At 70.5% G+C, this 13,165-nt stretch carries 16 protein-coding genes; 9 read left to right on the plus strand and 7 right to left on the minus strand.

Translation table 11 applies throughout. The annotated features are described in order from the left end of the window. Both FL311_RS44355 and FL311_RS33465 read left to right on the plus strand, forming a co-directional pair. The coding region (locus FL311_RS44355) for an alpha/beta fold hydrolase (RefSeq protein WP_368668601.1) at positions 1-235 on the plus strand (235 nt) is incomplete at its 5' end. 108 nt (positions 236-343) lie between these two features. Then, positions 344-871, plus strand: a complete 528-nt coding sequence (locus FL311_RS33465; protein ID WP_141331680.1) for a hypothetical protein — start codon at positions 344-346, stop codon at positions 869-871. 33 nt (positions 872-904) lie between these two features. Here the strand turns inward: FL311_RS33465 and rnz are convergent, their stop codons facing one another. Continuing rightward, positions 905-1,828, minus strand: coding sequence for a ribonuclease Z (gene rnz, locus FL311_RS33470; RefSeq protein WP_141331683.1), 924 nt, complete (start codon positions 1,826-1,828; stop codon positions 905-907). A gap of 115 nt (positions 1,829-1,943) precedes the next feature. On the opposite strand from rnz, the gene FL311_RS33475 reads away from it, so the two are divergent. The 4 genes from FL311_RS33475 to FL311_RS33490 all read left to right on the plus strand — a co-directional run bounded on the left by FL311_RS33475 (position 1,944) and on the right by FL311_RS33490 (position 7,728). Next, on the plus strand, positions 1,944-2,642 hold the full coding sequence (locus tag FL311_RS33475; RefSeq protein WP_141331685.1) for a DUF2293 domain-containing protein: 699 nt from the start codon (positions 1,944-1,946) through the stop codon (positions 2,640-2,642). A gap of 134 nt (positions 2,643-2,776) precedes the next feature. Continuing rightward, entirely contained in the window at positions 2,777-3,499 is a 723-nt protein-coding gene (locus FL311_RS33480) for a TetR/AcrR family transcriptional regulator (protein WP_228557260.1), read from the plus strand. After that, the gene (locus FL311_RS33485) at positions 3,496-4,599 is read left to right on the plus strand and encodes an efflux RND transporter periplasmic adaptor subunit (RefSeq protein ID WP_141331689.1); all 1,104 of its coding nucleotides are present in this window, start codon (positions 3,496-3,498) and stop codon (positions 4,597-4,599) included. The genes FL311_RS33480 and FL311_RS33485 overlap by 4 nt, the downstream gene beginning before the upstream one ends. A gap of 12 nt (positions 4,600-4,611) precedes the next feature. Next, on the plus strand, positions 4,612-7,728 hold the full coding sequence (locus tag FL311_RS33490; RefSeq protein WP_141331691.1) for an efflux RND transporter permease subunit: 3,117 nt from the start codon (positions 4,612-4,614) through the stop codon (positions 7,726-7,728). Between the two features lie 49 nt (positions 7,729-7,777). Here FL311_RS33490 and FL311_RS33495 read toward each other — a convergent pair whose 3' ends face one another. From FL311_RS33495 to FL311_RS33505, 3 genes are all read right to left on the minus strand, one after another. Continuing rightward, entirely contained in the window at positions 7,778-8,278 is a 501-nt protein-coding gene (locus FL311_RS33495; RefSeq protein WP_141331693.1) for a hypothetical protein, read from the minus strand. Positions 8,279-8,283: 5 nt separating this feature from the next. Further along, complete coding sequence (locus FL311_RS33500) at positions 8,284-8,562, minus strand: hypothetical protein (protein ID WP_141331695.1); 279 nt, start codon at positions 8,560-8,562, stop codon at positions 8,284-8,286. A gap of 255 nt (positions 8,563-8,817) precedes the next feature. Beyond that, positions 8,818-9,570, minus strand: a complete 753-nt coding sequence (locus FL311_RS33505; RefSeq protein ID WP_141331697.1) for a hypothetical protein — start codon at positions 9,568-9,570, stop codon at positions 8,818-8,820. A gap of 54 nt (positions 9,571-9,624) precedes the next feature. Between FL311_RS33505 and FL311_RS33510 the strand changes: the two genes are divergently transcribed. From FL311_RS33510 to FL311_RS33520, 3 genes are read left to right on the plus strand one after another with little or no spacing between them, the layout of a single operon-like run. After that, positions 9,625-10,179, plus strand: a complete 555-nt coding sequence (locus FL311_RS33510; RefSeq protein WP_141331699.1) for a DUF2378 family protein — start codon at positions 9,625-9,627, stop codon at positions 10,177-10,179. Then, entirely contained in the window at positions 10,166-10,657 is a 492-nt protein-coding gene (locus tag FL311_RS33515) for a hypothetical protein (RefSeq protein ID WP_141331701.1), read from the plus strand. Before FL311_RS33510 ends, FL311_RS33515 begins: the two co-directional genes overlap by 14 nt. A gap of 59 nt (positions 10,658-10,716) precedes the next feature. Then, positions 10,717-11,190, plus strand: a complete 474-nt coding sequence (locus tag FL311_RS33520) for an NUDIX hydrolase (RefSeq protein WP_141331703.1) — start codon at positions 10,717-10,719, stop codon at positions 11,188-11,190. 211 nt (positions 11,191-11,401) lie between these two features. Here FL311_RS33520 and FL311_RS33525 read toward each other — a convergent pair whose 3' ends face one another. The 3 genes from FL311_RS33525 to FL311_RS33535 all read right to left on the minus strand — a co-directional run bounded on the left by FL311_RS33525 (position 11,402) and on the right by FL311_RS33535 (position 12,906). Then, entirely contained in the window at positions 11,402-11,824 is a 423-nt protein-coding gene (locus FL311_RS33525) for a hypothetical protein (RefSeq protein ID WP_141331705.1), read from the minus strand. A gap of 207 nt (positions 11,825-12,031) precedes the next feature. Further along, positions 12,032-12,598, minus strand: coding sequence for a DUF99 family protein (locus FL311_RS33530; RefSeq protein WP_141331707.1), 567 nt, complete (start codon positions 12,596-12,598; stop codon positions 12,032-12,034). 104 nt (positions 12,599-12,702) lie between these two features. Next, entirely contained in the window at positions 12,703-12,906 is a 204-nt protein-coding gene (locus FL311_RS33535; RefSeq protein ID WP_046710823.1) for a cold-shock protein, read from the minus strand. Positions 12,907-13,165: the final 259 nt, after the last annotated feature.

Below are 13,165 nucleotides of genomic sequence, written 5' to 3' on the forward strand. Positions count from 1 at the left end.
CCTCCAGGGCTACCCCCGCATCCGCGCCCCCTTCCGCCTGGTCTGGGCCGAGGAGGACCGCGCCCTGGGCCGCGAACTCACCGAGGACCTGGAGCCCTGGTTCGAGCTGCCTCCCCAGGTGCGCTTCCTCCCAGGCGTGGGCCACTTCGCTCCCCTGGAGGCGCCCGCCCTGGTTTCCGCGCAGATCCTCGAACACGTGGGCACACACCCGCCCCAGCCCACACGCCGAGCGTAGACCGCCGCGATGAGATGGTTGTCCCCGGCAACCTTCCCCCCGGGGACTTGGCGACGGGGCAGCGGTGAGGGATGTTCCGGCCGTCTCACATTCCCTGGAGTCAAGCGCATGAACCCGTCCCAGTCCCGCCTCGGGGCGTTGTCGTTGCTCGTCGTCGCCGCCCTCTGTCTGACGTCCGCCACCGGCTGCGCCGGCCGCCGCCGCGAGGCCTTCCTCAACGACAAGGCGCGTGCCCACGTCTACCGCAAGCCCGCCGCCGAGGTCTGGCCGCAGGCGCTGGCCCTCCTCAAGGAGAAGGGCTACTCGATGCGCGCGGGCAAGGAGGGCTTCGAGGCGTCCACCGAGTGGCTCATGCACGGCGCCCCCTCGTCGCTGGGCACCACCCAGGTGCGCTACCTGGTGAAGGCCGTCGAGCGCGGCCCCGGCCAGTGCGCCATCGAGTACTACAAGCAGCTGTCCACCGAGTCCCGCGGCGCCCAGAGCGGCGGCCGTCAGCAGTCGGAGTTCAACGACCCGGCTCCCCGCGCGGACGGCACCACCTTCAACCGCGACCCGGAGATGGAGTGGGAGCTCCTGCAGAAGGTGGACGCCGAGTCGGCCACCGCCCTGCGCGCCGAGGCGGAGAAGATTCAGTAACGAAGCCGAGCGTCCCCGCGGAGCCGCCGCGCGTCAGTCGCGCAGCGGCAGCTCCAGGGTGAAGCCGTCGTACGCCACCTCACAGGGCCCCTTGTACTCCTCGCGCGCCTGCGCGAGCAGCTTCGCGGGGTCCGTGTCGTGGCGGCTGGACAGGTGGGTGAGCACCAGCCGGCGCGCACCCGCCTCGCGGGCCACCCGCGCCGCCTCGCGCGCCGTGGAGTGATGGGTCTCCAGCGCCCGCGCCTGCTCGTCGTCGGAGAAGGTGGACTCGTGGATGAGCAGGTCCGCGTCCTGGGCCGCCTTCACCACCGCGGCGCACGGCCGCGTGTCCCCGGAGATGACCAGCTTGCGCCCCGGCCGCGGCGCGCCCAGCACGTCCTCGGGCTTCACCACGCGCCCGTCCTCCAGCGTGACGCTCTCTCCCTTCTGCAGCTTGCCGAAGCTGGGCCCCGACGGCACCCCCAGCTCGCGCGCCTTCTCCAGGTTGAAGCGCCCCGGCCGCTCGTCCTCCACCAGCGCGTACGCCAGCGCGTTGATGCGGTGGTCCACGCCGATGGCGTGCAGCGCGTAGCCGTTGCGCCGCACCACGTCGCCGTCCTTCACCTCGTGGATCTCGACGGGGAAGGACATGGCCTCCACGCCCAGGTGCACCGCCTGGTGCAACAGGCGCCTGGCCGGGGGTGGACCGTACAGGTGGATGGCGTGCTCGCGCCCCATCATCCCCAGCGTGCGCAAGAAGCCGATGATTCCCAGGTAGTGGTCGGCGTGGAAGTGCGTGAAGAAGACCGCGTCCACCGTGAAGCCGGTGCCGAAGCGCACCATCTGCCGCTGGCTGCCCTCGCCGCAGTCGAACAGCAGCAGGTCCGTGTCCGCCTTCACCGCGAGGCCCGACAGGTTGCGGTGCAGGGTGGGCTGGGCGGCGGAGGTGCCGAGGAAGGTGAGCCTGAGGAGGGACATGCCGGCACTTCCCACGCGAAGAGTGTCTCCCGCGCCCGGACCGCCAGGGCGCGAGGCGCCATTTAGCAGGCTTTGGACCCGCCCGTGCTATGTGAGCCGCCCCCCGGACACCGCCATGCCCGAATCCCTGACGTTCGCCCCCACCTCGGACCCCCGCCGCGTGCGCGCCCCGGATGGCCGCGTGCTCTCCGTGCCGGAGGGCTGGGTCCTGCTGCCTCCCGGTGACGCCGGGCTCACCCGCCGCGTGAAGGCCGCGGGCCCCACCTGGACGGTGGTGGAGAAGGTGGGCCGCAAGCTCTTCTCCCGGGGCGTGTGGGCCCCCGAGCCGCACATCCTCCAGGCCAAGGCCGCGCTGGACGCCGAGCGCGCCACCCCCGCCTACGCCAGGAAGCTGGCCGCCGGCCGCGACCGCCGCGCCCGCGAGCAGGAGCAGTACGAGGTCGACTTCGCCAACAGCGTCCTGCGCTTCCTCGCCTTCTCCCCCGCGTGGCTTTCCCACGCCAAGAAGCTGGCCGTGCTCGTCTCCGCGCACGCCACCCCCGTGGGTAGCGGCACCGTGGCCCGCACGGAGCGCATCCCCGTGGAGCGCCGCGCCGAGGCCGCCGTCATCGCCTGGATGCGTCACCAGACGACCCAGTACGACGACATGAGCATCGCCCGCGTGAAGGGCGCCCGGCGCGAGGTGCGCCGCGAGCTGGCGGAAATCTCCCGCGCCGTGCTGGACCTGCACCGCCGCGACGTGCCCCACGGCCCCGCCGCGTGTCCCCTCTGCACCGCCCTGGCGCGTGTGGGAGCGGGTACTCCCCAGCCGTGAGTCCGGCCTCCCAGGTGGACTGACGGTGGGGTTTCTGACCCGCCGTTCACTCACATTGCGTCATTACTGACTGGCGGGTTAGTAACGGGTCCGTCATGCCGAGACCCGCGGACCCCCATGCCAGGGAAGCCCTGATGACCGCCGCCCGCGCGGAGTTCGCCCGCAAGGGGCTGCGCGGGGCGCGCATCGAGGACATCACCGCCGCGTGTGGCCTCTCCAAGGGCGCCTTCTATCTGCACTTCGAGTCGAAGGAGGCGCTGTTCGCCCAGGTGCTGACGTCGTTCGAGGCGCGGCTCAACGCGATGAACTCGCGGCGGATGGAGGCGATGGAGCGCCACCTGCGCGAGCACGGGCTGCCCGGCCCCAGGGACAGGCTGGAGCGCACCGAGCGCTACCAGTGCTTCTTCCAGACGGAAATCGACTTCGACCTGGAGTCGCTCGAGCTGATGTGGGCGCACCGGGACATCGTCGCGGTGCTCGTCAACGGCAGCCAGGGCACGCCCTTCGAGTCGCTCCTGTGGCGCATGACGGACGCGCAGGTGGAGCGCGTGGCGCACGACTTCCGGCGGCTGCAAGAGGCGGGCGCGGTGGACCAGGAGATGGACGCGCGGCTGTTCGCCTCGTTCATCGTCGGCGCGTTCGTGCTGCTCGCCCAGCGCATGGTTCACTTGCAACAGAAGCCGGACCTGACGGCCTGGGCGCACACGCTCCAGCGCCTGTGTGAAGGCGGCACGGTGCCGCGCTTCGAGACGCCCGCTCCCGCCCGGACTCCGGCGCGCGCGCAGCGGCCCAAGACTTCCACGCGACGGGCACCCGCCCGCGCGAAGACCCGTCACACCCCGAGGAAACGTCCGTGAACCTCTCCAAAAACGCCCCCAGGGCGCTCGCCGTGGCGGGGCTCGTCGCCGCGACGCTGTCCGTGTCCGCCTGCTCCCGCGCGGATGCGTCCTCCACGCCCGCCGCCGGAGCCAAGACGGAGGCCGCGCCGCCCTCCGTGAAGCTGGTGTCCGCGCGCACGGTGAAGGCCGCGCCGCGCGAGGAGGTGACAGGCACGCTGTTCCCCGCGCAGATGCTCCAGGTGGGCTTCGAGGTGGGCGGGCGGCTGGCCGCGGTGAAGGTGGGCAAGGGGACGGTGGTGAAGAAGGGGGACGTGCTGGGGCAATTGGACGTGGAGATTTCCGACGCGCAGGTGGCGCAGGCGGAGGCCGCGGTGGCGGCGGCGCAGGCGGGCGCGGACATGGCCGCGGATGTGGCCGCGCGCAACCAGACGCTGCAGAAGGAGGGCGGGGTGAGTGATTTGCAGAACCGCTCCACCGCGGCGCAGGCGGCGCAGGCCCAGGCGCAGCTGCTCGCGGCCAAGGCGCAGCTGGCGCAGGCGCGGGCGGCCCGGCGTCGGCACGACCTGAAGGCGCCCTTCGAGGGCACGCTCATCGACGCGCCGGAGCAGACGGGCGCCACGGTGGGGCCGGGCACGCCGCTGTTCAACCTGGAGCGGCTGGACACGCTCCTGCTCAAGACGACGGTGGCGGAGTCGCTGCGCGCCCGGCTCAAGCCCGGCCAGAAGGTGCGGGTGGAGTCCATCGCCGGCGGCGCCTTCACCGAGGACGCGGTGGTGCGCACCATCCTGCCCTCCGCGGACCCGGCCACGCGTCGGGTGCCGGTGGAGCTGGCGGTGCCCAACGCGGACGGCCGCTTCGTGGCGCACACGCTGGCGCGCGCGGTGCTCCAGCTGGGGGATGACCAGGACGCGCGGGTGGTGCCGGGCTCGGCGCTGTCCTCGGCGAACGGGGACCACGTGCTCATCGTCGGCTCGGGCGGCGAGGTGAAGCGGGTGGACGTGCAGGTGCTGGAGCGGCGCGAGCGCGAGGTGGTGGTGCTGGCGCGCTCCGAGTTCGAGTCGGTCATCGACCACCCCACGCCGAGCCTGTCGCAGGGCTCGCGCGTCACCGTGAAGTAGAGGGACGCCGCCATGCTCCTGAGCGACGTCTCCATCCGTCGGCCCGTCTTCACCACGATGCTGTCGCTGTGCCTCGTCGTCCTCGGCCTGATGGGCCTGGGGCGGCTGGGCACGGACCTGTATCCAGACGTGGCCTTCCCCGTCGTGGTCGTCAGCACCGTCTACAAGGGCGCGGGCCCGGGCGAAATCGAGACCCAGGTCGTCAAGCCCATCGAGGATGCCGTCGCGGGCATCAGCGGCGTGGACAAGATCCACTCCTGGAGCCGCGAGAACCTGAGCACGGTGGTGGTGCAGTTCAAGCTGTCCACCAACATTGACCGCGCGGTGCAGGAGGTGCGCGACAAGGTGGCGGGCATCGCCAACAAGCTGCCGCAGACGGCGGACGCGCCGGTGGTGGGCCGGGTGGACCTGTCTGCCACGCCCATCCTCACGTACGCGGTGTCCGCGGACCTGCGCTCCCAGGATTTGCGCCGGCTCATCGATGACCGCATCAAGCCCGCGCTCGCGCAGCTGGAGGGCGTGGCGGAGGTGCGAATCACCGGCGGCGACACGCGCGAGATTCAAATCGACCTGGACCTGGACAAGGCGCGCGCGGCGGGCGTGTCCCCGCTGGAGATCGCCCAGCGGGTGGGCGCGGAGAACCTGGACCTGCCGGCGGGCCGGCTGCAGCTGGGCTCGAGCGAGCTGACGGTGCGCTCGCTGGGGCAGTTCAAGGATGTGGAGGAGATCCGCCGGCTGCCGGTGGCGCGCAGCCGCACGGGCGCGCAGGTGCGCCTGGAGGAGATCGCGACGGTGACGGACGGGGTGGCGGAGCGGCGCACGGTGGCGCGGCTCAACGGGCAGGACGCCGTCATCCTGGACGTGGTGAAGCAGCCGGGCTCCAACACCATGGCGGTGAGCGACAACGTCAAGCGCGTGCTCAAGGACATGGGGCCGGAGGTGGGGCAGGGCTTCACGGCGCGGCTGCTCATCGACCAGTCGGACCTCATCAAGGAGAACGCGCACGAGGTGTGGGTGGCGCTCATCTTCGGCGGCGCGATGGCGGTGCTCATCATCCTGCTGTTCCTGCTGGATGGTCGCGGCACGTTCATCTCCGCGCTGGCGCTGCCCACGTCGGTGCTGGGGACGTTCTTCGCGATGTACCTCTTGGACTACACGCTCAACCAGATGACGCTCCTGGGGTTGTCGCTGGCCATCGGCCTGCTCATCGACGACGCGGTGGTGGTGCGCGAGGCGATCACCCACCGGCTGGAGAAGGGCGAGGACCCGATGAGCGCGGCGGCCAACGGCACGCGCGACGTCGGCCTCGCGGTGCTGGCGACGACGCTGTCGCTGGTGGCGGTGTTCGTGCCGGTGGCGTTCATGCCGGGCATCGTCGGTCAGTTCTTCAAGCAGTTCGGCATCACGATTTCGGTCGCCGTGCTCATCTCGCTGTTCATCTCCTTCACGCTGGACCCGATGCTGTCGGCGCGGCTCGCCAAGCAGCGCAGGCCGGGCGAGGTGCACCAGGACAACGCGGTGGCGGCGTGGCTGCGCGCCTTCCTGGATGGCACGGAGCGCGTGTACGAGCGCATCTTGCGCTGGGTGCTCGCGCACAAGTGGCTGACGACGGGCATCACCGTGGTGGTGCTGGTGGTGTCGTTCGGCGCGTCGAGCCGGCTGGGGTTGGAGTTCCTGTCGGCGGAGGACCGCTCGCAGTTCATGGTGGATTTGCAGCTGCCGGACTCGGCGAGCATCGCGGAGACGGAGTCGCGCACGGGGGAGGCGGAGGAGCTGCTGCGCAAGCTGCCGGAGGTGACGGCGGTCTACTCGGTGGTGGGCACCAACGGCGACGTGAACAAGGCGCGGCTGCGCGTGCTGACGGTGGGCAAGGGCGAGCGCACCAAGGGCATCCCGCAGTTGAAGGAGGAGGCGCGCGAGCTGCTCACGGGGCTGGTGGCCACGCGGGTGAACCTGAGCGACCCGCCCATCCTCGAGGGCATGGGGGGGGACTTCTATCCCATCATGGTGCGGGTGACGGGGCCGGACCTGGCGCGGGTGCAGGTGGAGGCGGAGCGAATCGCCGACATCCTGCGCAAGCTGGAGGGGACGGCGGACGTGCGGGTGGAGGCGAATCCGCCCAAGCCGGAGCTCCAGGTGCACATCGACCGGGCGCGGGCGAGCGACGCGGACGTCAACGCGGCGGGGCTGGCGACGCAGCTGCGACTGGCGATTGGTGGCGACGTGGTGGCGAAGCTGCGCGAGGGCACGACGGAGACGGACATCCGGGTGCGGCTGGCGGAGAAGGACCGGAGCACGCCGGAGCGGGTGCGGCAGCTGGAGGTGTTCACGCCCCGGGGTCTGAGGCCGGTGACGGACGTGGCGAGCGTGGAGCTGCGGGATGGGCCGAGCGTCATCGAGCACGAGAACCGCGAGCGGCAGATTGCCGTGTTCTCACAGCTGGGCAAGGGCGCGGCGCTGGGCAACATCGCGGCGAAGCTGAAGGAGCAGGTGGCGCTGGCGCCGCTGCCGCCGGGGTACACGATTGTCTATGACGGCCAGATGAAGAGCATGGATGAGCAGAACGAGGCGTTCGGCACGGCCTTCATGCTGGCGTTCGTGTTCATCTACATGGTGCTGGCGAGCCAGTTCGAGTCCTTCAAGCACCCGTTCACCATCATGGCGTCCTTGCCGCTGGCGCTGGTGGGCGCGTTGTTGGGATTGGTGCTGACGGGCTATCACCTGTCGATGGGCGCGATGATTGGCATCATCCTGTTGATGGGCTTGGTGACGAAGAACGCGATTCTGCTCATCGACGGAGCGCTGCAGCACCTGCGCGAGGGTGACTCGGTGGACGAGGCGCTGATGAAGGCGGGGCCTCGACGGTTGCGTCCGATCCTGATGACGAGCGCGGCGATGGCGATTGCCATGGTGCCGACGGCGGTGGGCACGGGGACGGGCTCGGAGTTCCGGGCGCCCATGGCCATCTCGGTGATTGGCGGCGTCATCACGTCCACGTTCCTGACGCTGCTGGTGGTGCCGGTGGTGTTCGCGGCGATGGAGCGGGTGGGGCGCTGGGGTCGCAAGAAGACGCCCGCGGCCGGGCCCGCCGTGAAGCCGGTGGAGTCCGGGCCCAGTCAGGCCGCGTGACACCGTCTGCATGAAACACGGGGCCCGAGGCGGTTGGCTCGGGCCCTGTTCATTTGTCGAGTCCGCCGGAGCCGTGGGCCTCGGCGATGGCGGTGGAGTCGGGGAACAGGGCGCGAGCGCGGGTGGCGAGTCGCGCGGCCTCCTCGGTCTTCCCCTGCTCCACGAGGGACTCGATGAGGCCGGCCCAGGACTCCTCGAGTGCACTCAACGCCCGGTTGGAGGCTTCCTGATAGAGGGCCTCTGCTTGTTGGGGCGAATCTCGGACGACGCTCTGGAAGCGGGCCATGCCGATGAGCGCCTCGGGGCTCCGGTCGGAGGACTCCAGGGCTTCGTGAAGGAGCTGCTCGACGGAGGCGAAGAAGGCCTCGGGGTCCTCGGTGGGCTCGGGCTTGCCCCAGAGGAGCGCCCGGCTGGAGAGGAGCAGACCCGGCACATGCGCGGGGCAGCTCGTTCGCAGACGTTCGAGCAGTCGGAGCTGCTCGGGACTTCCCCAGTCCAGGCGCTTGGCTTCGGACAGCAGTCGCAGCAGGTCGTGCGGGCTCGGGTGCATGGGGCTCACTGCTTCTGGAGGAGTCGCGAGTTGTCCTTCGCCACATCTTTGAGGAGCTTGAGCGCAGTCTGCAGCTCCTTCTTCGTCGCGAGGGTGAAGTTCTCCGCGTCGTACATCTTCTGGAGGTCGTGACGGGTGAAGTCCTTGAGCCTGGCGGGGAAGTTCGGCACGCGTTGGAGCCGGGCGGGAATCTCTCCGAGCTTCATCGAGAGGTCCGCGATGTGACGGCGAAAGGCCGTCGCGGCGGAGGACTCGATGAGTCCCGAGGCTGCTGATTCGGACACCAGCGCTTCGGCTTCCGCGAACCGACCCTCCGAAATCAGGTGGGTGATGCGTGCTTCCGCGCTGTTCCGCCCGAAACCACCGCCACTCCCCTCATCGACATGGGCGCAGGCGAAAAGGCCGCAGAGGATGAGGACGAGGAGGTGGAGCCCGACTCTCGAGCCAGTCCTTCGTTTCATCCTGTGGAGGCTACCGGCGCGCGAGGATGCGCACCCACGCAGCGGTGGCGCGCTGTCGGCTCCTGGGCGATACGCGGCTCACCCGCCCGTGTACACGGGCGTCATCGTGTCGAGGATGGCGCGCATGAGCGCCTGTCCGTCCGGCGTGTCCGGGCACAGTCCTCCCCAGACCAGGGTGAGGCGCTCGGCGACGGGGCGGAAGTACATGCGCCCTCGCATCCTCACCGGCTCGTAGCTCTCCCGGCCACCGGCGAGGTAGTCCTCCTCCGGCACGCCGAACACCGCGTAGTAGCTCAGGTCCGGCGCCTGCGCGTCCTCGGTGCGATGCAACCCGCTGGGGATGAGACAGGCCACGTCCGCGCTGTGCCACGCGCCCTGCCGCCCCGTCGTCACCTCCAGCGGCTCGAAACACATCCGCGACGCCGGGCACCCCAGCTCCCCCGCCGTCAGGAAGTTGTAGTCCAGCCGCGGAATCTCCAGCATCTCCTCCACGTCCACCCGTCCATCGCTCCGGAAACCCCAGGGGTTGCCGTCCCGCTTGTACGAGCGCACGCCATAGGCGCCGTAGAACACGTTGTACCAGGGGCTGTGCGGATTGAAGTAGTCCGAGCACCCCACGTCGTCCGGGAAGTCCGCGATGGTGAAGGCCACCAGCAAGTCGAACAGCCGCTTGTTCTCGAACGCGAGGAACGGCTCGTGCGCCACCGCCCCGATGGAGCCCCGGACCGCCGGCACCGGCGTCACCCACCCCAGCTCCTCCAGGAAGTTCGTCTTGCCCGGCAGCGGCGTCGCGTTCATGGCCAGCACGGCCAGCTCTCGTTGGAGACCCATGGTGATTTCGTTCCCCGCTGCAACGCCAGATGGGTCCAGAGTACACTGGTGAACATGCCGGAGAAGCTCGTCTTCGAGCACACCTTCGAAGGGCTCTTCGTGAGGGGACTCGCGGGGCGCGTCACGCCCGTCCTGCGAGACCGCCTGCACGAGGTCGGCCTGGACCTGAAGAAGAAGCTCCGGCCCGCCTACGACTTCGACATCTGGTGCTCCGCCGTCCGCGTCGCCGCCCAGGAGCTGCACCCCGACGTGCCCCCCGAGGAGGGCTATGCCCTGCTGGGTGAGCGCATGGTGGACGGCTACCGCGAGACGGCGATGGGGCGCGCCCTCTTCAGCGTCATCCAGCTTCTGGGCCCGCGACGCGGCGTGGGCCGCGCCCAGCAGATGTTCCGCTCCGGCAACAACTACACCGAGGCCCGCATCGAGGATGTCTCCTCCAACGAGGTGGACCTCTGGATGAACGAGGCCGGCCCCATCCGCTACTTCACCCAGGGCGCCCTGCGCGCGGGCCTGCGCGCCACCGGCGCCGTGCAGCCGCTCGTCACCGTGGCGGGCTTCACCTCCGCCGACGTCACCTACCGCTGCACGTGGCGCAATGGAGTCGTCTGAGCCCTCCCTGCCGGGCCTGCTCGCCGTGGACCTGGGCCTGCGCTCGGGGCTCGCCCTGTACGGCCCGGATGGGCGGCTGCGGACGTACCGCTCGCAGAACTTCGGCAGCCAGTCCCGGCTGAAGCGCGCGGTGCCCTCGGTCCTCGCGGGCACGGGAGAGCTGGCCTGGCTGGTCCTGGAGGGCGGCGGGCCCGTGGCGGACGTCTGGGAGCGCGAGGCGTCACGGCGCGCGCTGCCGGTGCTGCGCGTCTCCGCCGAGGACTGGCGCGAGCGGCTCCTGTACGCACGTGAGCAGCGCAGCGGGGGGCAGGCGAAGGACGCGGCGGATGGACTGGCGCGCAGGGTCATCGCGTGGTCCGGCGCGCCGAGGCCGACCTCTCTGCGCCACGACGCCGCGGAGGCCATCCTGCTGGGCCTGTGGGGCGTGCTGGAGGTGGGCTGGCTCGCGCAGGTGCCGCCCGAGGTCCGCGCGCGGTAGGGGCCTCCCTCGCGTCCCTGCTATGACGGGGGCTCGGGTTCCGCCGGAAGGAGGTCACGGTGAAGCGGTGGGTGGATGCGCTCGCGCGCACGGGGTACCGGGGCGCGTACACGCTGGCGCGGCTGTACTGGCTCGTGCGTCACCCCAGGACACAGGGCGTCTTCGTCGGCGTGTGGCACGCCGGCCGGGTGCTGCTCCTCCAGAACTCCTACAAGCACCCGCTCAGCATGCCCGGCGGAGGCATGGACCGGGACGAGTCCCCCGAGCAGGCCGGTGCCCGCGAGCTGCACGAGGAGGTCGGCCTGCGCGCGGACGTGTCCTCCCTTCGCCCCGTCTTCGAGACCGTGGGCACCTCCGAGAACAAGGAGGACCACGTCCGCTTCCTCGAACTCGACGTGGAGCACGAGCCCACGCTCACCATCGATGACCGCGAGGTCACCTGGGCGGCGTTCATCGACCTGGACACCGCCCTGCGCCTGCCCGTCTCGCCCCTGGTCCGCGCCTACCTGGAGCACGCGCGCTCGCGCCGCTGACGCCCCGGCAAGCCCACGCGGGCAGACGATGGGCCCACGGGGCCACGCCCGCTCCCGCCGCGTCACCTCCGCGGCCGTGTCTCGAGACATGGCACCGCCAGGCCGGGGTGAGCCGGCGTCCTCGAGACAGGGATTGCCAGGGTGGGAAATCCCCGTGCGGGCGCGACGGTGACGTCGAGGAGGGGGCCCGCGCGGGGAGATGAGACTGTCGTCAGCGTGCGTGGGCGACCGCGGGCTCGTTCACCAGGAAGTGCTGGGTGCGGGCCTTGGCGAGCTGCTTGTCGGCTTCCTCGATGGACACACAATTCACGGTGATGTCGCCGTTCTCCGTCACCGTCTCGGAGGCCACGCGCGCCGTCTGGAGCCGGGCGATGACCGAGTCCGACACATGCACGCACACCAGGCAGCCCCGCTCGCGTCCGTACTGGACGACCTCGCCGAAGATGGCCGCCGACTCCGGCTCCAGCGCCTTCAAGCCCCGCATATCCGCCAGCACCAGGTGCCGGCCTTTCGCATACGTATCCGTCGCGGTCCGGTAGGCCGCGGCGAAATCCTTCATCTCATTGGGTCGGACAAAGCCCTTCAACCGCACCGTGACGGTGCGGCGGTTCGTATCGTTGGAGACCTCGAACATGGAGCCCTCCCTCCTGGGGAGGACAAACAATAACAAACATCCGGGCCACTCCGAAACCACCCCCGGACAGTCTGTCCGCCCTGGAATAGTCGAAAGGAATTGTGTCGCGACAGACCCGGGACGATGGAACATTGCCACCAGCGCGCATCCCCATCTCACGCCAGCGCAATCCTCCGCGCCCAACGTGGAGGTCGAGTCACATCCGACTCAGGCGCGCTGACTGCTCTCCCCGGTGACGACCGCCGAGCCGATGAGGTGCGCCAGCCGCAGCGCCTCCGGCACGTGGCCCCTGTCCGTCACGCGCCGGAGCGCCTCCGCCACGTCGTCGGGCCCGGCGCCCTGCACCTGGAAGGTGAAGCCCGCAAGCTGGTGGATGGGCCCCGCACGGCGGAGCGTGGCCCAGCGCTCGTCCGCGCGCGGCAGCCGCCTCAGTGCGCGCTCCACCGCGTCCAGGTCCGGCGGCCTGCGCATCACCGCCACGCACGGCTTGCCCAGGCGCGCCGCGAGCGCGGGCAGGTCCACCACGTTGAAGCCGCCGAACGCGATGCCATCCAGCAACACCAGGTGCACTTGCGGCAGGAACTTGCCGCCCTCCAGCAGCCGGCACACCTCGCGCGTGCCGTTCCAGCCGTCCCTGCGCACGCGCCCCCAGACGAGCCCCTCGAAGCGCGTGCCCGCGCAGACCACGCCCGCCAGGGACACGGAGACTCCCGCGCGGCGGGGGAAGGGCCCATCGTCGAAGCCGATGACTCGGGGGAAGCGGGGCAGGCGCATGGGCGGCCCAGCCTCGCAAAGCCCGCGCCCCGACGGAAAGGAAGAAGCCCGACCCCGCGCGACGCGGAGACGGGCTTCAGGCACGTCCAGGACTGGAAGAAGGCTCAGCCCGCGCGAACGTTCTGCGCCTGGAGGCCCTTGGGGCCGCGGCCGACCTCGAACTCCACCTTCTGGCCTTCCTGCAGCGTCCGGAAGCCATCCATGTTGATGGCCGTGTGGTGGACGAACACGTCCTCACCACCACCGTCCTGCACGATGAAACCAAAGCCCTTCGCATCGTTGAACCACTTCACGGTACCAGTTGCCATGAATCGCGTTCTCTCGGGTGGTGCGGCGCGCCGCGGTTATCGGCCTCTGAGAATGTAGAGACCGTAAGTCGGACATAGTCTGCCTGGGGCGGCCGGTTGAGTGGAAGCCCCCTCGGCCGCTTGCCGTGCGGGAGGGGTGAGGAGTGGTGGCCGGGATTCCTACTTCCGCGGGCATGCGGGGAGGGGCGCTGGCGGCGGGCGTGCCTACCGTCAGGGGGAGCCCTTGGCACCGCCCCGGAAAGGAGCCCCGTGATGAGCC

The organism is Myxococcus sp. AB025B, assembly GCF_006518215.1.
Taxonomy (GTDB): Bacteria; Myxococcota; Myxococcia; order Myxococcales; family Myxococcaceae; genus Myxococcus; species Myxococcus fulvus.

Coding starts and splice junctions, on each gene's coding strand:
- FL311_RS33465 (WP_141331680.1), top strand. CDS start 344: ATGAACCCGTCCCAGTCCCGCCTCGGGGCGTTGTCGTTGCTCGTCGTC.
- rnz (WP_141331683.1), bottom strand. CDS start 1,828: ATGTCCCTCCTCAGGCTCACCTTCCTCGGCACCTCCGCCGCCCAGCCC.
- FL311_RS33475 (WP_141331685.1), top strand. CDS start 1,944: ATGCCCGAATCCCTGACGTTCGCCCCCACCTCGGACCCCCGCCGCGTG.
- FL311_RS33480 (WP_228557260.1), top strand. CDS start 2,777: ATGACCGCCGCCCGCGCGGAGTTCGCCCGCAAGGGGCTGCGCGGGGCG.
- FL311_RS33490 (WP_141331691.1), top strand. CDS start 4,612: ATGCTCCTGAGCGACGTCTCCATCCGTCGGCCCGTCTTCACCACGATG.
- FL311_RS33495 (WP_141331693.1), bottom strand. CDS start 8,278: ATGCACCCGAGCCCGCACGACCTGCTGCGACTGCTGTCCGAAGCCAAG.
- FL311_RS33505 (WP_141331697.1), bottom strand. CDS start 9,570: ATGGGTCTCCAACGAGAGCTGGCCGTGCTGGCCATGAACGCGACGCCG.
- FL311_RS33510 (WP_141331699.1), top strand. CDS start 9,625: ATGCCGGAGAAGCTCGTCTTCGAGCACACCTTCGAAGGGCTCTTCGTG.
- FL311_RS33515 (WP_141331701.1), top strand. CDS start 10,166: ATGGAGTCGTCTGAGCCCTCCCTGCCGGGCCTGCTCGCCGTGGACCTG.
- FL311_RS33525 (WP_141331705.1), bottom strand. CDS start 11,824: ATGTTCGAGGTCTCCAACGATACGAACCGCCGCACCGTCACGGTGCGG.
- FL311_RS33530 (WP_141331707.1), bottom strand. CDS start 12,598: ATGCGCCTGCCCCGCTTCCCCCGAGTCATCGGCTTCGACGATGGGCCC.
- FL311_RS33535 (WP_046710823.1), bottom strand. CDS start 12,906: ATGGCAACTGGTACCGTGAAGTGGTTCAACGATGCGAAGGGCTTTGGT.